17 protein-coding genes are annotated in these 18,703 nt (G+C 42.7%); 15 read left to right on the forward strand and 2 right to left on the reverse strand.

The window, feature by feature from the left end; translation table 11 throughout:
- Positions 1-8 precede the first annotated feature (8 nt).
- Both ACRRU2_RS03360 and ACRRU2_RS03365 read left to right on the forward strand, forming a co-directional pair.
- Positions 9-1,070, forward strand: a complete 1,062-nt coding sequence (locus ACRRU2_RS03360) for an NAD(P)-dependent alcohol dehydrogenase (RefSeq protein WP_331699579.1) — start codon at positions 9-11, stop codon at positions 1,068-1,070.
- A gap of 34 nt (positions 1,071-1,104) precedes the next feature.
- Complete coding sequence (locus ACRRU2_RS03365) at positions 1,105-2,262, forward strand: Gfo/Idh/MocA family protein (RefSeq protein ID WP_331699578.1); 1,158 nt, start codon at positions 1,105-1,107, stop codon at positions 2,260-2,262.
- 233 nt (positions 2,263-2,495) lie between these two features.
- Here ACRRU2_RS03365 and ACRRU2_RS03370 read toward each other — a convergent pair whose 3' ends face one another.
- Positions 2,496-3,137, reverse strand: a complete 642-nt coding sequence (locus ACRRU2_RS03370; protein WP_331699577.1) for a thiamine diphosphokinase — start codon at positions 3,135-3,137, stop codon at positions 2,496-2,498.
- A 226-nt stretch (positions 3,138-3,363) separates the two neighbouring features.
- Here ACRRU2_RS03370 and ACRRU2_RS03375 point away from each other — a divergent pair, with 226 nt between their 5' ends.
- Positions 3,364-3,885 carry a low molecular weight protein-tyrosine-phosphatase gene (locus ACRRU2_RS03375; RefSeq protein ID WP_331699576.1) on the forward strand — a complete coding sequence of 174 codons (522 nt, stop codon included), beginning with the start codon at positions 3,364-3,366 and terminating at the stop codon, positions 3,883-3,885.
- A gap of 97 nt (positions 3,886-3,982) precedes the next feature.
- Here ACRRU2_RS03375 and ACRRU2_RS03380 read toward each other — a convergent pair whose 3' ends face one another.
- Positions 3,983-4,720 carry an alpha/beta hydrolase gene (locus tag ACRRU2_RS03380; protein ID WP_331699575.1) on the reverse strand — a complete coding sequence of 246 codons (738 nt, stop codon included), beginning with the start codon at positions 4,718-4,720 and terminating at the stop codon, positions 3,983-3,985.
- Positions 4,721-5,398: 678 nt separating this feature from the next.
- Here ACRRU2_RS03380 and pdhA point away from each other — a divergent pair.
- From pdhA to ACRRU2_RS03440, 12 genes are all read left to right on the forward strand, one after another.
- The gene (gene pdhA / locus ACRRU2_RS03385; protein WP_331699574.1) at positions 5,399-6,466 is read left to right on the forward strand and encodes a pyruvate dehydrogenase (acetyl-transferring) E1 component subunit alpha; all 1,068 of its coding nucleotides are present in this window, start codon (positions 5,399-5,401) and stop codon (positions 6,464-6,466) included.
- A gap of 19 nt (positions 6,467-6,485) precedes the next feature.
- Complete coding sequence (locus ACRRU2_RS03390) at positions 6,486-7,463, forward strand: alpha-ketoacid dehydrogenase subunit beta (protein WP_331699573.1); 978 nt, start codon at positions 6,486-6,488, stop codon at positions 7,461-7,463.
- A 45-nt stretch (positions 7,464-7,508) separates the two neighbouring features.
- Positions 7,509-8,813 carry a dihydrolipoamide acetyltransferase family protein gene (locus ACRRU2_RS03395; RefSeq protein WP_331699572.1) on the forward strand — a complete coding sequence of 435 codons (1,305 nt, stop codon included), beginning with the start codon at positions 7,509-7,511 and terminating at the stop codon, positions 8,811-8,813.
- Positions 8,814-8,816: 3 nt separating this feature from the next.
- Positions 8,817-10,232 carry a dihydrolipoyl dehydrogenase gene (lpdA, locus tag ACRRU2_RS03400; protein ID WP_432499936.1) on the forward strand — a complete coding sequence of 472 codons (1,416 nt, stop codon included), beginning with the start codon at positions 8,817-8,819 and terminating at the stop codon, positions 10,230-10,232.
- Between the two features lie 358 nt (positions 10,233-10,590).
- Positions 10,591-12,558 (forward strand): heavy metal translocating P-type ATPase, encoded by a 1,968-nt coding sequence (locus tag ACRRU2_RS03405; RefSeq protein WP_432499937.1) that lies wholly within the window; start codon positions 10,591-10,593, stop codon positions 12,556-12,558.
- Between the two features lie 217 nt (positions 12,559-12,775).
- Positions 12,776-14,716, forward strand: coding sequence for an asparagine synthase-related protein (locus ACRRU2_RS03410; RefSeq protein ID WP_432499938.1), 1,941 nt, complete (start codon positions 12,776-12,778; stop codon positions 14,714-14,716).
- A 31-nt stretch (positions 14,717-14,747) separates the two neighbouring features.
- A complete protein-coding gene (locus ACRRU2_RS03415; RefSeq protein ID WP_432499939.1) occupies positions 14,748-14,903 on the forward strand; it encodes a paeninodin family lasso peptide in 156 nt (51 codons plus the stop codon).
- 115 nt (positions 14,904-15,018) lie between these two features.
- Positions 15,019-15,951: an aldolase gene (locus tag ACRRU2_RS03420; RefSeq protein ID WP_432499940.1), complete on the forward strand. Its 933-nt coding sequence runs from the start codon at positions 15,019-15,021 to the stop codon at positions 15,949-15,951.
- A gap of 154 nt (positions 15,952-16,105) precedes the next feature.
- A complete protein-coding gene (locus tag ACRRU2_RS03425) occupies positions 16,106-16,768 on the forward strand; it encodes a hypothetical protein (RefSeq protein ID WP_331699567.1) in 663 nt (220 codons plus the stop codon).
- A 28-nt stretch (positions 16,769-16,796) separates the two neighbouring features.
- Positions 16,797-17,228 carry a VOC family protein gene (locus ACRRU2_RS03430; RefSeq protein WP_432499941.1) on the forward strand — a complete coding sequence of 144 codons (432 nt, stop codon included), beginning with the start codon at positions 16,797-16,799 and terminating at the stop codon, positions 17,226-17,228.
- Positions 17,229-17,313: 85 nt separating this feature from the next.
- Entirely contained in the window at positions 17,314-17,736 is a 423-nt protein-coding gene (locus ACRRU2_RS03435) for a macro domain-containing protein (protein WP_432499942.1), read from the forward strand.
- A 9-nt stretch (positions 17,737-17,745) separates the two neighbouring features.
- Positions 17,746-18,315, forward strand: a complete 570-nt coding sequence (locus tag ACRRU2_RS03440; RefSeq protein WP_432499943.1) for an HD domain-containing protein — start codon at positions 17,746-17,748, stop codon at positions 18,313-18,315.
- The last annotated feature ends 388 nt before the right edge of the window (positions 18,316-18,703 follow it).

The raw sequence follows: 18,703 nt of genomic DNA on the forward strand, positions 1-18,703 counted from the left end.
AAGCAAGCATGACAATTCAATTGCCAGCTGCAATGAAGGCAGCGGTTATGACTAAGCCCGGTCAAATTGTACTCGAGGAGCGGGAGCTGCCGCAAATTAAGGCAGATGAGGTATTGATTAAAGTAATGGCTGTCGGAGTATGCGGCTCAGATCTGCATTATTATGAGCATGGCAGGATTGGACGTTTTGTGGTGGAAAAGCCCATTATTTTAGGGCATGAATGCTCGGGAGTAATTGCAGCAGTTGGAGAACAGGTAACATCAGTTGCTGTAGGCGATCGCGTTGCAGTGGAGCCTGGTATTACTTGCGGTCAATGCTTTTATTGCAAGCAAGGAAGATATAATCTTTGCCCGGATGTGCAATTTCTAGCTACTCCGCCTGTAGACGGCGCATTTGTTCAGTATATGGCGATGCGTCAGGATATGGTGTTTCCCATACCGGATGAGCTCAGTTTTGAGGAAGCGGCGCTAATTGAGCCGTTCTCTGTAGGCATCCATGCAGCGAAGCGCTGCCAGCTGCAGCCTGGCTCCGTCGTGGCGATTATGGGGATGGGTCCGGTAGGATTAATGGCCGTTGCTGCAGCCAAATGCTTCGGAGCCAGTCAGATTATTGTGACAGATTTGGAGGATAACAGGCTTGAGGCGGCGATACGAATTGGGGCAACCCATACAATAAATGTCCGTCATGAAGATGCGCTGCAAAAAATTGCGGAACTGACTGGCGGCATTGGCGTGGATGCGGCATGGGAGACTGCCGGAAACCCAAGAGCGCTGCAAACCGCTCTGCATAGTCTTCGCCGCGGCGGCAAGCTTGTCATTGTCGGTCTTCCGGCACAGGATGAGATTGCGCTTAATGTCCCATTTATGGCGGACAATGAAATAGATGTGTACGGCGTGTTCCGGTATGCAAACACTTATCCGGATGGCGTCAAGTTTTTGTCTTCGGGCAGTATTGACTCACTGGCATTAGTAACCGACCGCTATTCACTTGAACAAACGCAAGATGCGCTTGAAAGAGCTATTCATAATAAGCAGGGCAGCTTAAAGGTGATCGTTTATCCAAATGCGTAGACTTAGCAAGCAGTGAAGAGAGGAGCAGGTGCAGATGCAGATGAAACCAGCAAAAGAGCCCGTAAAAATACCTATAAAAGATACTGTAACAGAGCCATCAACAGAGCTTGTAACAGGGCCCATAACATTTGGCATTGTTGGTGGTGCAGGTTTTCGTGCACAATATTTTTTGCGAATTGCTCAGGCGCTTCCACATAAGTTTAGAGTGAGCGGATTAGTCGTTCGGGATCATGCAAAACGTGCAGCGATGATTGAGAAGTGGGGCCTTCCGGCGTTTGCCGCGCTGGAGCAAATGCTGTCGCATGAAAAACCTGACTTCGTCGTCATCTCGGTTAGCGGAACTGCGGGGATGAGCTATTGCTTTGAGCTTGCTGAGCTGGGAATTCCTGTGCTGCTGGAAACTCCCCCAGCGGCATCGATTGCAGATATGGAACGGATGCACGAAAAATTGACTTTACAGGGAGCGCGTGTGCAAGTAGCTGAGCAGTATCATCTTCATCCCCATAATCAGGCAAGGCTTGCTTTTATTCAATCTGGCAAGCTGGGGATGGTTACAGAAGCTGCGGTTTCTATTTCGCATCTTTATCATGGGGTCAGCTTAATACGCAGAATGCTTGGATTAGGTTATGAATTGCCAGTAATAAAGGCCCATCGTTTTGAAACGAGAATGCTTCAAGGTCCGACCAGGAACGGTCCTCCGACTGAGGATAAGCTGATTGCTGTGCAGCGTGATTTGGCATGGCTTGATTTTGGTGATAAGCTGGGCATTTATGATTTTACTAAGGATCAGCACAGGTCGTGGATTCGGTCGAACTATATGAATATACGCGGCGAGCGGGGTGAGATTTTTGACAACAGAGTCATTATGCAACAGCCTGACTGTGTGCCGCTGCAGCTTGATTTAAAACGGGTCAATAAAGGCGAGCTGGAAAACCAGGAAGGCTATTTTTTACAAGGAGTTCTTTTCGGAGAAAAGTGGCTTTATACGAATCCATATGCGCCTGCAAGACTGTATGATGATGAAATCGCGATTGCAGAGTGTTTGCATAGAATGGGGAGCTATGTAAAAGGAGGGCCAGAGTTTTACAGCTTGGCTGAAGCATCGCAGGACCATTATATTGGTATGCTGATCGAACAGGCTTTGCAAACCGGTGATGTTGTGAAAGCTGAGCGCCAATGTTGGAATGAGTAGGGTAGCATAGTTTAGGAAGGTATCCCGATAAGCTTCCAGTTATACTTGATACCTGTTAATGAGTGAAGAAGGAACTTTTAGCCATGACAAGGGATGCCCAAGCAGTCAAAAATGACCTGAGACTCCCCCTTTTCTTATATAAATCAGCAAAATTTCATACTAATCATAATGTCCATATGTCCATAGTACGTCCATATGATCCGAATGTACAGACGCGTCGCTCAGCAAGCCGTTTATTCATCTTTGCTTTCAATAATGAGCAGCTTGCCGCTGCTATGCTCAACTTTTCCTTCTTCAGCAAGCAAAATATTGCTTACACCAATGGATTGTCCCATTGTTAACGTTGCTTTAGTAAGCGGGTATTTGAAGCCGGTCAGTGTGACGCCGGTAACCTTGCTGGATAGAGGAAGCAGTGATACGTGTTTATAGCTGCTTCTTTTTAGTATTGTGCTGCCGCTGGCAAGTGAAATGCGATTGTTAGCATCGATGATGCTTGCGTGCACACCGGCTTGATGAGCGAGAACGAGCAGCTCAATATTAGCAAGCGAGTGATCGAGCCTTGTGCCAGTAGCGCCAAGCATTATTATTTCAGCAGGCTTCATATCGAGTGCAAGCCGGAAAGCCATTTCGGAATCCGTATAATCCTTGTCAATCGGGTCACAGCTGATCATCTGACGAGACTGCTTTGAAATATGTTCGATTTGCTCTAAACTCACTGAGTCAAAATCTCCGATTGCAACATCTGGATTAAAGCCGTGTTGTACTAAAAAGGCAGCCCCCGAATCGGCACCAATTAACGTATGCTTTTCAGATATGTATCTCAGAACCCAATCACCAAGTTGACCGCCTAGAACGATAATAACAGTATTAGACATTTAACTTATCCTTTCGTTGCATGCATCTATTTAAATGAAGCTTGTTTTAGGAATGTTGTACGTTAAATAAGTATAAAGCTAATTGGATACTACTACAATAAAGAGGCGATCTTTTGGATTGACGAATAGTGCGGCGAACGTTGGATGGATTGCCAAATAGTGCAGTGAACGATAGAATGGGAGAGCCGGCTGTCATTTCAGCATGCAAAAGAGCAAGGGAGTAGGGATGATAATGCATATTCGTATTTTGTTTGTTTGTCTTGGTAATATTTGCAGATCGCCAATGGCGGAAGCGGTTATGCGCAAGCTAGTGCAGGATAATGGCTTGTCAGCGCAGGTTGAAGTTGATTCTGCCGGAACTGGTGACTGGCATCTTGGGAAACCGCCTCATGAAGGGACACGCCGTATTCTAAGCGATCGTAATATTTCTTACGAAGGAATGGCTGCTAGGCAAGTTGTTCCAGGCGATTTTGAGCAGTTCACTTATATTGTGTGCATGGACAGCAGCAATATTAGTAACGTTAGAGCGCTGTTGAAGGAAGCAAAAGAGCGGGAGACCGACCGGTTCCATCCATACGCTGGCTCAAAGGAGCAACTGTTCACATTTATGGAGTTACTGCCAAAACAAGGGATACAAGATGTGCCTGATCCTTATTACACAGGCAACTTTGATTATGTCTATGAGCTGGTCGAAGCTGGCTGCCAGGCGCTGCTTAATAAAGTTAAGGCTGATATGGAGCAAGCTTAAGCTCGCTTCCTATCAGCCTTTTTTGTAAATAGCAGTTAAATTTGTATAAACGGTAAATGTGCCTGACCAAAGGGCCGCACTGTTGTCTGCCCTTAGGTTATTCAACTTCTATGAAATAACTAAGCGCTTGCGGCAATTCTTTCTGCCAAAAGCCCCATTGATGCTTGCCATCTTTTTCTTCATAATAGAGATGAGCAGACCTTTCTTCGAGCAATTGTCTCATGGTTCGATTAAGGTCGACAAAATTATAAATGCCTGTGTCTGTTTCATATGCATCTTCTTGCAGGCCGACGATCATGTACATACTTAGCCAGCTTAAATCGCCGCAACGTGACAGAACTTCCTGAGAGCTAGTATAAAAAGCGCCGGATAAAGAGATAATGCGGGTGAACAGCTCAGGATAGGTTAACGCAATATGCAGGGATACTGTTCCGCCAAGTGAATCGCCAGCAAGCAGCCGATGCTCTGGGGCACGGCGGGCTGCATAATTTTCTTCAACAAAAGGCACCAGCTCTTCGCCGAAAAATTTTACATAATCAGCATGTCTGGCACCGTCTGCCGAGTATTCAGAGGTTCTGACCTTTTTGTTTACTTCAACACCTACTATTATAAAGGGCTCAAGTCCTTCATCCAAAATCAGCTTGGTTGCTGTTGTCGCAATTCGGCCGAAATTGAAGAAATCTTCGCCATCCTGACAATATACGACAGGGTAGCTTAGCAGATCATTATAGCCTGGAGGGAGAAAAATTCTAAGCTGACGTTCTTCTTCCTCCAAAAATTGACTTGCAACAGTTTCCTTAACAATAGTTCTTTTTAAATAACGATCATCAGACATAGTTGTCAACCTCCTAGTGAAATACCTTTCAAATTGCTGAATGGAAAGGGTGTGTTATGGGTAAATAATAGTAAGGCTTATTATTCTAACGAAGCTGTCGAGATTGTCATTTCATTGTGGACGCTTCACCAGTCTCAAACATGCACTACGTTAACTTATCTTGCTTGCGAATTTTACCCGAAATGAATGAACATGGTCACTCGTTCCGTTATTTGTGTAAAAACCGCCATTTTTTTAATTTCGCGGACACACATTCCGCTATACGGCTCCAAATGGGTCACTTTCTGAGATTTATTGACCAATAACGGAACGTCTGTCACTTTGCCTCCTCAAAACTGCGATTTTGGGAGTATTAACGGAACGACTGACCATCAGGCGCAGATCGACAGTCTCCTAGTATTCGTTACAGCTTTGGCACATTAATGCTCGCACGGTAAAACAAGAGTTAGTCCTTGTAGAGTGTAGAGTTATTCTCTCTTAATTGTTAATTGTATTAATCTGTTATACTACAAAAAAATATCTGTAGCATATACAACTTGCACCTAGATTCATGAAAATTATTGAAAAAACAGTGGTTTGGCGTTTTTTTCTTTGACCATTTCGATGAAACAGGTTAATATTAATATTATAACAGAAGTAGTAGGTTTTCAAATATTTCGATTGAGGTGAGCGTTCAAAATGAGCAAATTGCCATACGAAGTACAAACGGAACCGGTTACGCCGCTGTCCGTACTGTCTCTCGATGGAGAGGTCGTCAATCCGGACCTAATGCCTGCTTTGACAGATGAACAGTTGAAAGAAATTATGTATCGCATGGTATTTACCCGTACATGGGATGAGCGTGCTGTTAACCTAGGACGCCAAGGAAGACTTGGTTTTTATGCTCCTGTTTCCGGACAGGAAGCTTCGATGATCGGCAGTGAGTACGCGCTTAATAAGGACGATTTTATTTGCCCTGGATACCGTGACATGCCTCAGTTGGTATGGCATGGCTTGCCACTATATCAGGCATTCCTATATTCCCGTGGTCATCAGCATGGAGGTCAAATTCCTGAGGATGTTCACGTTCTAATGCCGCAAATTATTATTGGCGCGCAAATTTTGCATGCTACTGGCGTAGCGATGGCATTCAAGAAGAAAAATGAAAAACGTGTCGCAATTGCTTACACAGGCGACGGCGGTTCGTCAGAAGGCGACTTCTACGAAGGTCTTAACTTTGCGGGTGCATTTAAGCTTCCTGCTATTTATGTTGTACAAAACAACGGTTACGCGATTACAACTCCATACGAAAAGCAGACAGCAGCACTTTCCGTTGCCCACAAAGCAGTTGCAGCAGGAATTAAAGGTTTGCAGGTAGATGGAATGGACGTTTTGGCTGTTATTAAAGCCGTTCAAGAAGCAGCAGAGCGCGGCCGCAACGGCGAAGGCGCAACATTGATCGAAATGTTGACTTACCGTTTCCGTCCACACTCCATGGCTGACGATACGACAAAATATCGTACTAAAGATGAAGAAGCAGAGTGGGCGCTTAAAGATCCATTGACTCGTTATGGCAAATTCCTTGAGAAAAAAGGCTTGTGGACCGAGGAAGACACAGCTCGTGTGAAGGAAGAAGCGAAAGCTGCTGTAAACGAGCATATCAAAAAAGCAGAAGCTGTTGAAAAAATGACAGTGGCTGGCTTGATCGATACAATGTTCGAAACTACTCCACAATATTTGGAAGAACAAAAAGCCGATTTTCAATAATAAGGGAGGATAAACGATCATGGCTCAAATGAATATGCTTGAAGCGATCCGCGATGCAATGCGTGTCGAGTTAAAACGTGATTCCAATGTGCTCCTATTCGGCGAGGACGTTGGTAAGGTTGGCGGTGTATTCCGCGTATCTGAAGGTTTGCAAGAAGAGTTCGGCGAGGATCGCGTATTTGATACGCCGCTTGCGGAATCTGCAATAGCTGGTCTTGCAGTCGGTATGGGGGTACAAGGTTTCCGCCCAATCGCCGAAATTCAATTTGTCGGCTTTATTTATGAAGCACTTGATCAAATGTTCGTACAGGCAGCTCGTATGCGTTACCGTTCCGGCGGACGCTACAACTCGCCTATCGTATTTAGAACGCCATTTGGCGGCGGTGTAAAAGCCGCTGAGCTTCATACGGATTCTTTGGAAGGCCTGGCGGTTCAAACGCCTGGTATTAAAGTTGTTATTCCTTCCAACCCATATGATGCAAAAGGTCTAATGATCTCTGCAATTCGTGATAACGACCCTGTATTCTTTATGGAGCACTTGAACCTGTACCGTGCATTCAAAGCAGATGTGCCAGAAGGTGAATACACGATCGAGATCGGCAAAGCCAATGTTGTCCGCGAAGGCAGCGATGTAACGATCATTGCTTATGGCATGATGGTTCACACTGCAGTTAAAGCTGCAGAAGAGCTGGAGAAAACAGGCGTGAAGGCAGAGGTTATCGATCTTCGTTCACTAGTTCCTCTAGATATCGATACTATTGTTGCTTCCATTCAAAAAACAAACCGTGCTATTGTCGTACAAGAGGCTCAAAAAACTTCAGGTGTTGCTGCAGAGGTTATTGCACAAATTAACGAAAAAGCTATTCTTCACCTTGAAGCGCCGGTACTGCGCGTAGCTGGTCCAGATACGGTTTATCCATTTGCTCAAATCGAGGATGCTTGGCTGCCGACATCTGCTCGCATTCAAGCAGCGGTTAAGAAAGTAATGGAATTTTAATTATAGATCGATGCATTTATTTTGAAAATAAGGAGGGTTCCCTCGATGGCAAAGTTTGAATATCGTTTTCCAGAACTGGGCGAAGGCTTGCACGAAGGTGAAATTATTAAAGTCAATGTAAAGCCAGGCGACAAGGTTACAGACGATGATATTATTATGGAAGTCCAAAATGATAAAGCAATCGTGGAAGTGCCTTGCCCTGTCAACGGAACGGTTTTGGAAGTACTTGTGAAAGACGGGCAAGTGTGCACAATCGGCGAGATTGTAGCAATTATTGATGCAGAAGGCGAAATTCCAGAGCAAGCAGAAGCTCCGGCAGCGGAAGAAGCACCTGCTGCTCCAGCTGCAAGTGAGGCTCCGGCAGCTCCAGCTGCTAGCGAAGCCGCTCCAGCTGCTAGCGAAGCGCCAAAAGCTACAGGCGCTGGGGTTCTTGCAACGCCTAGCGTGCGCAAATATGCTCGTGAGAAAAGCGTTGATCTTACTCAAGTAGCCGGAACAGGCAAGAACGGCCGTATTACTCGTGATGATGTTGATAACTTCAATGGCGCGGCACCTGCTGCAGCTCAGACTGAGGCTCCAGCAGAAGCAGCTGCCCAAACAGCAGCTCCAGCCGCTGGCGCTGCTCCAGTAGCTGCAGGTACAGCTCATCGTCCTGAAGAACGCGTACCATTCAAAGGCATTCGCAAGGTTATTGCTAATGCAATGTCCAAATCTGTATACACAGCTCCTCACGTAACAATTATGGATGAGGTAGATGTAACAGAACTTGTTGCGCTTCGTGCAAAATATAAGCCATATGCAGAGAAGAAAGGCTCCAAGCTTACTTATCTGCCGTTCATTGCAAAGGCGCTAGTGGCAGCTTGCCGCGAATTCCCGATTATGAACGCTACGCTTGATGAAGCGAATCAAGAAATCGTTCTTCGCAAATATTACAATGTTGGTATTGCTACAGATACAGATAACGGACTTATCGTTCCAGTTATCGAGGATGCAGATCGCAAGAGCATCTTCATGATTGCTGATTCCATCCGTGATCTTGCAGTTCGCGGACGTGATGGCAAGCTTGCGGCACATGAGCTGAAAGGCAGCACCATTACAATTTCAAACATCGGATCAGCTGGCGGTATGTTCTTTACACCAGTTATCAACTTCCCAGAGGTTGCGATTCTTGGAACTGGACGTATTACAGAGAAGCCGATTATTCGCGACGGCGAAGTTGTAGCGGCTCCTGTTATGGCACTTTCCCTAAGCTTTGACCATCGCTTGATCGATGGCGCAACAGCACAAAACTTTATGAACTTTATTAAACAGCTTTTGGCACAACCAGAACTGTTCATTATGGAGGTTTAAAAAATGGTAGTTGGAGATGCTTCCCTAGATATTGACACTCTAGTCATTGGTGCAGGTCCTGGCGGCTATGTAGCAGCAATCCGTGCTGCTCAGCTTGGACAAAACGTACTTGTAGTAGACAAGGAAAACGTTGGCGGCGTATGCTTGAACGTTGGCTGCATACCTTCCAAAGCACTTATTTCGGCTTCACATCAATATGAATCTGTAAGCAAGGCTTCCGATTTCGGCATTGAGGTTGGCGAAGCGAAAGTTGATTTCAGCAAAGTGCAAGAGTTCAAAAATGGTATCGTTAAAAAACTGACTGGCGGAGTTGCGGCACTTCTAAAAGCAAACAAAGTGCAATACTTTAACGGTGAGGTTATGTTTATTAACGAAAACGAAGCGCGTGTGTTCAATGATCAGGAAGCACCTCGCTACCGTTTTAAAAACTGCATTATTGCAACAGGCTCTCGTCCAATCGAGCTGAAAGCTTTCCCGTTTGGCGGACGTATCATTTCCTCAACAGGAGCCCTTTCCTTGCCGGAAATTCCTAAGAGCATGATCGTAATCGGCGGCGGATATATCGGTATCGAGCTTGGTCAAATGTACTCCAAGTTTGGTACAAAGATTACAGTAATTGAAGGCTCTGATGCAATTCTTCCTGGCTTTGACAAAGATATGTCAACGATTGTTGCTAAGAAACTTAAAGGCTCCAATGTTGATATTATTACTGGTGCACAAGCGAAGAGCGCTGAGCAAACGGACAGCGAAGTTACTGTAACTTACACGGTTGGCGACAAAGAAGAAAAAGTAACAGCTGACTACTTGCTAGTAACAGTTGGCCGTCGTCCTAATACAGATGGCGAGCTTGGACTTGATCTAATCAACCTTAAGCTTTCCGATCGCGGTTTGGTTGAGGTTGACCAGCAATGCCGTACTAATATTCCGCATATTTTCGCTATTGGCGACATTATTGCTGGCCCAGCTCTTGCTCACAAAGCAATGTACGAAGGCCGCGTAGCAGCAGAGGTTATCTCTGGCTTGCCAAGCGTAATTGATTATAAATGTGTACCAGCAGTTTGCTTCTCCGATCCAGAATGCGCAAGCGTTGGTTACAGCGAGAAGGAAGCAAAAGAGAATGGCCACAACGTTAAAGTTGGCAAATTCCCATTTGCAGCTAACGGCCGTGCGCTTTCCCTTAATGCAGCAGAAGGCTTCGTGAAGCTTGTATCCGATGCTGATTCCGGTCTTGTACTAGGCGCACAAATCGTTGGTCTAGAAGCTTCCAACATGATTGCTGAGCTTGCTCTTGCAATCGAAATGGGTGCAACTCTAGAAGATTTGGCTCTTACAATTCACGCTCACCCAACACTAGGCGAGATCGTTCTTGATGCAGCTGAAGTTGCTCTAGGACATCCGATCCATACATTTGTAAAATAAAATCTAACTCATTGAACAGAGTCTGCTAAGGCAGGCTCTGTTTTTTTATGCACAATTTTTACATTTGTGAGTACCGTATATAACCGCCTTGGTTTAAAGACGTCATATTCGGGTATATAGGCTTATACGAAATGTGATACAGAAAGATAAGGAAAGTTAAAAAGCTGTGCTAAAACTCACTTTATTTATATTCATTTTTATTATATAATAATTATAAATAAATTGATTCCTGCTTTTCAATTTCATATTGAGCAACCTTGGTTGCTATGTTTACATGCTGCTCCGCCTATGGAGCAGCATGTGCTGTTTTAAGGGTCGTAATAATGGAATTCATTATCAATTGGAGGAGATGATTCGAATGGCAACTCTATACAAAAGTGAGCTAAAAGCACGTAGAGAATTTCAGTTTAAATGCAATGAAAGTAAAAGAACCACATTAAAGAAATGGTTGAACAAGTATGGGGAACTTAGCGCTGCTATAGTAAGCGGGGTTTTTATCGCTCTTGCTTGGGCAATTGGTTCTGTGTCTCCGTCCTTAGCAGTTATATTGTATGCAGTAGCTTTTATCGTTGGCGGCTATGCCAAAGCTGCTGAAGGCATTCAAACGTTATGGAAAGAGAAGGATCTAGATGTAAATTTATTAATGATTTTTGCAGCAATAGGAGCTGCCAGTATCGGTTATTGGATGGAAGGAGCGCTGTTGATTTTTATTTTCTCATTAAGCGGAGCACTTGAAACCTACACCATGAACCGCAGCAGCAGAGATATTACAGCTCTAATTGAGTTGAAGCCCGAAACAGCAATCGTTATGAAGCACGGTAAAGAAGTAGCTGTATCGATCGATGCTCTGAGAATAGGAGATATTACGGTTGTGAAGCCTGGTGAACGTATTCCAGCAGATGGTGTAGTCGTAGAAGGATTATCGGCAGTCGATCAATCTTCCATAACAGGAGAATCTATCCCGGTAGATAAAGTACAAGGCGATGAAGTGTTTGCTGGAACATTAAATGGGCAAGGTGCTCTATTCGTTGAAGTGACAAAATCTAGCGAAGCTACACTTTTTGCGAAAATAATTAAACTAGTGCAAACTGCACAAAATGAAAAGCCAGCATCACAAAGCTTTATGGAGAAATTTGAACGTCTTTATGCGAAAATCATTATTTTAATAACAGCGGCAATTATACTGATTCCACCGATGCTACAACTATTAACTTGGGAGGCAGCGCTCTATAAAGCGATGGTTTTTATGGTTGTTGCTTCTCCGTGTGCATTAGTTGCTTCTATTATGCCTGCTATGCTGTCAGCGATATCTACAGGAGCAAGAAGAGGTGTGCTCTTTAAAGGTGCTGCTTATTTGGAGCATTTGGCAGGTGTGAAGTGTATTGCTTTTGACAAAACCGGGACGTTAACGGCAGGAAAGCCTGTCGTTACAGATGTTCTGGTGTATGGCGGCTATGAAGTACGAGACGTTTTAAATATGGCAGCTGCAATGGAGAGCTTATCCAAGCATCCTTTAGCGAAAGCAATTATAGCGAAGGCTGAAGAGAAAGACATTGAAGTTGCGATCCAACAGATGTCGGAGTTTCAAGCGATACCCGGTTGGGGGCTGCAAGCTCGATTTAATCAGGTTCTATGGAAAATTGGCAAGCCAAAAATGCTGAGTGAATCCGTTTGTACAGCAGAATTGTTGGACGATATTGCAAGGCTAGAGAGACAAGGAAAAACAGTAACGGTACTCCATAATGAAGCCGGAGTTGCGGGCGTTATTGCGCTTCAAGACAGGGTAAGGGATGAAGCGAAGCGAGCTGTAGCTATGCTTAATGAAGCTGGGGTCGAGGTCATTATGCTGACAGGCGATCAGCCGCAAACAGCTTATGCGATCGCTGAAGAGTTAGGGATTAAACGTGATCATGTATTTGCAGGATTGCTTCCAGAGCATAAAGCACAGAGAATCCAACAGATGAAAGAGCGTTATCGTTCAGTGGCAATGGTGGGAGACGGTGTCAATGATGCTCCGGCACTCGCAACTGCAACGGTTGGAATCGCGATGGGTGCTGCTGGTAGTGGCGCGGCCTTAGAAACAGCAGATATTGTGTTAATGAATGATGGTATTGATCGCATAGCAGAATCTATTTCACTGGGTAAAAGAACGGTGAGGATTATTAAGCAAAATATTGTGTTTGCTTTAACCGTTATTGTTTTCCTCATTAGCACCAATTTTATTAGCGGAATATCATTACCGCTGGGAGTCGTTGGGCATGAAGGAAGCACCATTCTAGTTATATTGAACGGATTGCGTTTATTGTTGCGTTCTCGTCGATCATAACAATAGCTGGACACTAGCCGAAAAATGGTTAGTGTCTTTTTTTGTTCTTTTAAAAGAATAAGATTATCTTTTTCGAAATTTGAATATTTATAAAAAAGATTTAAAACCTTTAGAACAAAAGGAATTATAGTTACAAAAGAGTAAAGGTGTGATACAATCTGATCATATTTATTTGTTCTTATTAAAGAACAAAACTATCGTCATAGAGGGAGGCGAGATGTTGAGTGCGATTGCTGGTATCCTTAACTTGAACGATGAATATTCTTCTAGAGAAACTATCGTGCAAATGATGAAAGCCCTCCAGAAATATCCGGCAGACGAAGCGAATATTTGGCGCGGTGATTGGCTGTCAATGGGTTGTCATGCACAATGGGTTACTCCAGAATCCATCAACGAAGGTCTTCCACGTTATGATGCAAACAGAGAGCTTCTCATTACTGCTGATGCCATAATTGATAATAGGAAGCAGCTATGCGATCAGCTGGAAATTGATTATAGCGCGAGGAAAACAATAACGGACTCTGAACTTATTCTCGCTGCCTATATAAAATGGGGGAGAAGTGCTCCATTGCATTTGATAGGCGATTACGCCTTTGTGATCTGGGATAAACGCCGTCATCAGCTTTTCGGTGCACGTGACCTGCTAGGCAGGCGAACATTGTATTATCATCATTCGTCGACAAGCTTTTCTTTCTGTACAGTCATTAATCCTTTGTTTGCAGTACCAGGTATACACAAAAAGCTTAATGAATCATGGTTTGCCGAATTTTTGGCCATTCCTATGATGTTTGATACAGTCGATGTTCACTCCACGGTATATGAAGATATTAAGCAGCTGCCTCCCGCTCATTCCTTTACAGTAGTTAAGGGCGTTGTCACGATCGAGCAATACGATGAAGTGGCAGTAACGTCCCCTATGCTTAAGCTAAGGTCGAATGGCGATTACGTGGATGCCTTTAGAGAGGTCTTTCAAATAGCCGTTCAATCGAAGCTGCGAACGCATCGCCAAGTTGGCGTAAGATTAAGCGGAGGGCTGGATTCAGGCGCCGTTGCAAGCTTCGCGGCGAAATCGCTTCTTCGGCAAGGTAAGGTACTGCATGCCTTTAGCTATACTCCAGCAGCGAATTTTGAAGATTGGACACCGAGAAGATTAATTGCCAATGAAACTCCCTACATCCAAGCAGCAGCCCGCCACATTGGCAACATTGAAGAAAACTACTTAGATTTTGAAGGACGTAATGCGATTAATGAGATGGATACTATGCTGGAGTTGATGGAGGGACCCTATAAGTTTTTCGAAAACTCATTTTGGCTAACGGGTATGCTGGAGCGGTCCCAAGAACAGGATGTAGGCGTTATGCTCAATGGGAGCCGAGGCAACTATACCATTTCATGGGGAGATCCCATTGATTATTACGCAAGGCTATTGCGTACTTTTCGTTGGGCGAATGTTTTTCAAGAGCTGAATCATTATACACGGGTGATGCGAGCAGGAAAATCTGATGTGATCCCGATTATTGTCAAGCAAGCGTATGCCCACTTGATAAGATCGGCACTTGCAAAGAGGAAGACGGATATCCCGCTGGTCATTCATCCCGACTTTGCCGCTCGAACAAAGGTAATGGAAAAGCTTAAGTCTCATTATGTCGGTCTCACAGCTTACGCCCCAGATGAGGTCACTGCAAGAAATAATCAATTTCAACGATTCTCGGTATCTAACCATATTGGAACATCAACGACGAAGCTATCATTGCCTTATGCAGTCAGTGAGCGTGATCCAACCAGTGATCCAAGAGTTATTCGCTTCTGCTTATCTTTGCCACACGAGCAATATATTCAAAATGGGATCGATCGCTCCCTTATACGAAGATCGACAGAAGGTTACTTGCCCGATATGGTGAGAATGAATATTCATGCAAGGGGCGTACAAGGAGCGGATTGGATATATCGGATGCTGCCGGATTGGGGAGACTTTAGGGATCAATTGCATAAGCTTTGCCAGGACTCTAATGCTTCGTACTATTTAAATGTTCCTCAAATCAAGCAATCACTTGAAAAGCTAGGGACGAAGCCAAAGCTGGAATATGCTTTTGATCATAATGCCCGATTACTGATGCGCAGCTTGATAGCTTATCGCTTTTTACAGCAAATATCTTAAAACCGATTTATGTGAAAGGAGGTGAATCTATATGACAAAGCAAGTGAAGCGAGAGTGGCAGCAGCCAACGTTGGAAGAGTTATCGGTACAGATGACAATGGGAGGACCGAATTGGTGCAATCCAGACGCGAACAATGACGGACATAATAACGCAATCAAGTGTGACGCATTTCTTGATCCATCTTAGTTGTTATATGAAATAAAGCTTTTTGGAAGTAAAGCCCGTATACTATCCCGAGTATAAGGGCTTCTTTCGGATTTTAGGCTTATCATATTGAATGAGGGAGAGGCAGATTAAACATATGTTGATATCCAAGTCTGTTGATATGATGTACAGCGTTTTTGGACTAACTCTTCAAAGTGAAATTGAGCTTCAAGAGCTTCTCCCCACATTGGCACAACCGAAGACTGCAGATGTGACGATCCGTCAGGGAGATTTGAAAAATGACTGGAAGCAGCATGGGGATCTAACAGGTCATTATGGGTTTAATGACAGAGAGTTTTATCTCTATGTTCCAGACGCAGCGATATTTTGTGTTCGGGAAGGTAGGGAAATTATTATAAGCCCTCATCTTGGAGCGAACGAGAAGCTTATTCGACTTTACTTGCTCGGAACGTGTATGGGGGCACTCTTGATGCAGCGAAGGACACTGCCCTTGCATGGAAGCGCAATTGCAATCAACGGAAAAGCCTATGCATTTGTAGGTGATTCAGGAGCAGGGAAATCAACGACAGCAGCCGCTTTTCTTGAACATGGGTGTCCACTTTTAAGCGACGATGTCGTTGCTTTATCTGCCAGCTCGGATTCTATGAACATACCATTCATATACCCTGCATATCCGCAGCAGAAACTTTGGCAAGCAAGTTTCGATATACTGGGTAAGGATTCATCATGCAGCCAAATTTTGTATGATCAAAAATATGCTGTACCCGTTCATGCTCAATTCTGTAGTGATCCTATGCCAATAGGCGGTGTATTTGAGCTAGTCAAAGACGAGCAAGCTGAGACAATTCATATTTCTGCAAATGGCGGTCTTGAAAGTATTTCAATACTGATGAACAACACTTATCGTTCTTTTCTTATTCCATATTTCGGCCTGACACGGTGGCATTTCGCTGCTGCTGTTGACTTGGCCAGCAAAACAAAAGTATATCGAATAATCAGACCGGCAGCAGGTTGCACCACAAAGTCACTGAAAGGGCTTATTATGGAGGCGATTCAAGAAGAAGCTTAATTTAAAATATAAAAAAGTATAAGTTTTTGTAACCAATAGTTGGACACTGACCGAAAAAGGGGGTGTCTTTTTTTATATACAATTTGAAAAAGAAACATTCAAATGTGGTAAATGTTGTATAATAAGGGGATGAAGTTCGTGAGGAGTGGAGTTTTTGAAAAGAAAAGGCATTGTTTATATGTTGATCATATTAATATCTTTATTTATGCTGCCCAACAATCACTTGAATGAGTCCTATGGTGATAAATTATTTCAATCCATGGGTATACCGGTGTGGACAGAAAATAATCAATCTGGATTTCATCTATCCTTACTAGTATTTTTGAGTCTGCTAATCTTTGGCATATCAAGAACAGTTAAATTATACCGTCCAACATTTCCGAAAATCTTAAGCAGAATAATTTTAAGCTGCATCGCGTTTATTTTACTTTTTCCGATCGTCAGTGAGAAGATGACCTTTATGTTAAAGAAAAATACAACCGGGATTTATTCAATTGATTATAATAAAAAAGATAGCGCCTGCAGTTTCAATTGGGAAGAAAGAACTGTAAGCGCTAATTGTAAATTTACATTTTTTAATTATGGAAAAGAAGAGAGAATAGCAGTTAAACCTATTTTTGAGAATAATGCAATTGACTTTGAAGAGCAGACATTTTCTATAGCCCCTCATGATAAAGTATCATTTCGTGCTCAGTTTGATGGGAAATATATGGAAGGAACTGGTCGTTTAAGTGAGCTTTATGATCTTCATATAAGTGAGCTAAGAGGGTTCGGCGTAGAAGTGCAAGCAGGCGATGAATGGAAGCAATTTTATTAGTGGTCAATAAAAAAATGGAGGTAAACGAATGGTACCGAATAGAGTAAGTTTAATCACTATAGGAGCTAAGAATCTGCCGGAGTTAAGAAAATTTTATCAGAAGCTTGGCTGGAGCGAGACGGAAATAAGCTCAGATCAATACTGTGTGTTTAAAACAGCAGGTGTATTATTATCATTGTTTCCAATCGAAGAACTGTTAAAAGATTGTGGTTTAGAAGAAGTTCAGATGGAAGATGGGTTTAAAGGAATTACATTCGCTATTAATACAGATGAACCAGATCAAGTCGATCTTATTACTGAGGAAGTACGTGCATCAGGCGGGAAAATTATTAGAGAAGCAAGCGATGCTTCTTGGGGAGGCAGAATCTCTTACTTTTTAGACCCTGAAGGCAATGCATGGGAAGTAGCTTGGAATCCAACAGCGGTGTTTGATGAACGGGGGGCAATGATTAACTTCTAGTCTTTTATTGCTGGTAAATAAAAGATAACCTGTCAAAGCAAAAACAAAATGAGTAAGAAGTAACAAATTAATTGGAGTGAAATCAATGGAATTAGTAGAAATTAAGAGAGATTTATTTACTATGCCAGACGAGTATTGTTTAGCTCATTGTATTTCTGCTGATGCTAAAATGGGAGCGAGAATAGCAGTTCTATTTCGAAAGAAGTTTAAACTGTCTTCACTGCAAGAGAAAGCGTTAAGAAATGAACTGGAAGTTGGAAAATGCTATAAGGTAGATAGAATAATTAATTTGATAACGAAGAGCAAATACTGGCATAAACCAACATATGAAACCTTAACAGCTGCAGTAAGCTCAATGAAAGAGATATGTATATGTGAATCAATAAGTAAACTTGCTATGCCGGAAATTGGATGCGGCCTGGATAAGCTGCAATGGGGTCGGGTAAAGGAAATTTTAAAGGAAGAATTTAAACAATTACCGATTGAGATTATTGTATGTAGATTATAGCTTGGATTTTTGATAAAAGAAGAAAGCAGAATAGATGTTACCGCGATTTTAATGGCCGAATTAATACATACTTATCCAGATGGGAGGATAAATTTAAGGAAGTCATTATGTTCTAGTGACGCATCAAAAGACGATGTTATTTTTGTGGGGGCTTTATTTCATGATGTAACAAAAGGAATTGAACCACACCATAAGACCGGAGCTCAATTAATTAAAACAATATTATATGAAGAATGTTCAGAAAAAGAGCTTGGTGAAATATCAGAAATCATTGAATTTCATAACTCTAGAAATCGTGAAGATTTGCCCTTCCATATAAAAATTATACAAGATGCAGATATTTTGGACCATTTTGGAACACTAGAGGTATGGTTGAAGTTTATGTACAGCGCACACAAGGAAGAGAACGTATTTGATGCGATACGCTTATGGAATAGTACTGAGAATTTGGAATACATAAGAGCATCAAAAGAATCATTAAACTTCGAATTATCTAAGGAAATATTTGATAAGAGAATAGAATTTGTAACATTGTTTCAGAAACAATTTAAAAAAGAATGCTATGGAAACCTATATTGAATGATTTTAATCCAGGGGGAGACGCAGAAATGACTACTTTAATGAAAAAGTTTACGTTCTGGTTGTGTATATTTTCATTATTGATCTGTTTTCTAAATTTGTCTGGGAATGATGATAAGAACATTTTGATTTTTCTTACCAACCCGATAAATATGTTATTGGTTGATTGGCTAACTGATATTAATACAAATCCGGATACGACACAGCTTTTTAAACCGTTAATTTATGTACTGCATTTAGCTTTCTGGATCTTACTAGGATTGGTAATAGATTGGTTAGTAAAACGTAAAAAAAAAATTAATGACCATCAATTTCGAGACGAGAAATAGAATTAATAAACTAATGATTATTTTGAGGAGCGATGATGTCTGAAATTCAATCTATTGAA

This window comes from Paenibacillus sp. GXUN7292 (assembly GCF_050864975.1).
Taxonomy (GTDB): Bacteria; Bacillota; Bacilli; order Paenibacillales; family Paenibacillaceae; genus Pristimantibacillus.

What these genes read in the sequence shown, in the direction of transcription:
- ACRRU2_RS03375 (WP_331699576.1), top strand. Translation starts at nt 3,364, where the DNA reads ATGATAATGCATATTCGTATTTTGTTTGTTTGTCTTGGTAATATTTGC.
- ACRRU2_RS03405 (WP_432499937.1), top strand. Translation starts at nt 10,591, where the DNA reads ATGGCAACTCTATACAAAAGTGAGCTAAAAGCACGTAGAGAATTTCAG.
- ACRRU2_RS03390 (WP_331699573.1), top strand. Translation starts at nt 6,486, where the DNA reads ATGGCTCAAATGAATATGCTTGAAGCGATCCGCGATGCAATGCGTGTC.
- ACRRU2_RS03360 (WP_331699579.1), top strand. Translation starts at nt 9, where the DNA reads ATGACAATTCAATTGCCAGCTGCAATGAAGGCAGCGGTTATGACTAAG.
- ACRRU2_RS03365 (WP_331699578.1), top strand. Translation starts at nt 1,105, where the DNA reads ATGCAGATGAAACCAGCAAAAGAGCCCGTAAAAATACCTATAAAAGAT.
- ACRRU2_RS03420 (WP_432499940.1), top strand. Translation starts at nt 15,019, where the DNA reads ATGTTGATATCCAAGTCTGTTGATATGATGTACAGCGTTTTTGGACTA.
- lpdA (WP_432499936.1), top strand. Translation starts at nt 8,817, where the DNA reads ATGGTAGTTGGAGATGCTTCCCTAGATATTGACACTCTAGTCATTGGT.
- ACRRU2_RS03370 (WP_331699577.1), bottom strand. Translation starts at nt 3,137, where the DNA reads ATGTCTAATACTGTTATTATCGTTCTAGGCGGTCAACTTGGTGATTGG.
- ACRRU2_RS03410 (WP_432499938.1), top strand. Translation starts at nt 12,776, where the DNA reads ATGTTGAGTGCGATTGCTGGTATCCTTAACTTGAACGATGAATATTCT.
- ACRRU2_RS03435 (WP_432499942.1), top strand. Translation starts at nt 17,314, where the DNA reads ATGGAATTAGTAGAAATTAAGAGAGATTTATTTACTATGCCAGACGAG.
- pdhA (WP_331699574.1), top strand. Translation starts at nt 5,399, where the DNA reads ATGAGCAAATTGCCATACGAAGTACAAACGGAACCGGTTACGCCGCTG.
- ACRRU2_RS03395 (WP_331699572.1), top strand. Translation starts at nt 7,509, where the DNA reads ATGGCAAAGTTTGAATATCGTTTTCCAGAACTGGGCGAAGGCTTGCAC.
- ACRRU2_RS03380 (WP_331699575.1), bottom strand. Translation starts at nt 4,720, where the DNA reads ATGTCTGATGATCGTTATTTAAAAAGAACTATTGTTAAGGAAACTGTT.
- ACRRU2_RS03430 (WP_432499941.1), top strand. Translation starts at nt 16,797, where the DNA reads ATGGTACCGAATAGAGTAAGTTTAATCACTATAGGAGCTAAGAATCTG.
- ACRRU2_RS03415 (WP_432499939.1), top strand. Translation starts at nt 14,748, where the DNA reads ATGACAAAGCAAGTGAAGCGAGAGTGGCAGCAGCCAACGTTGGAAGAG.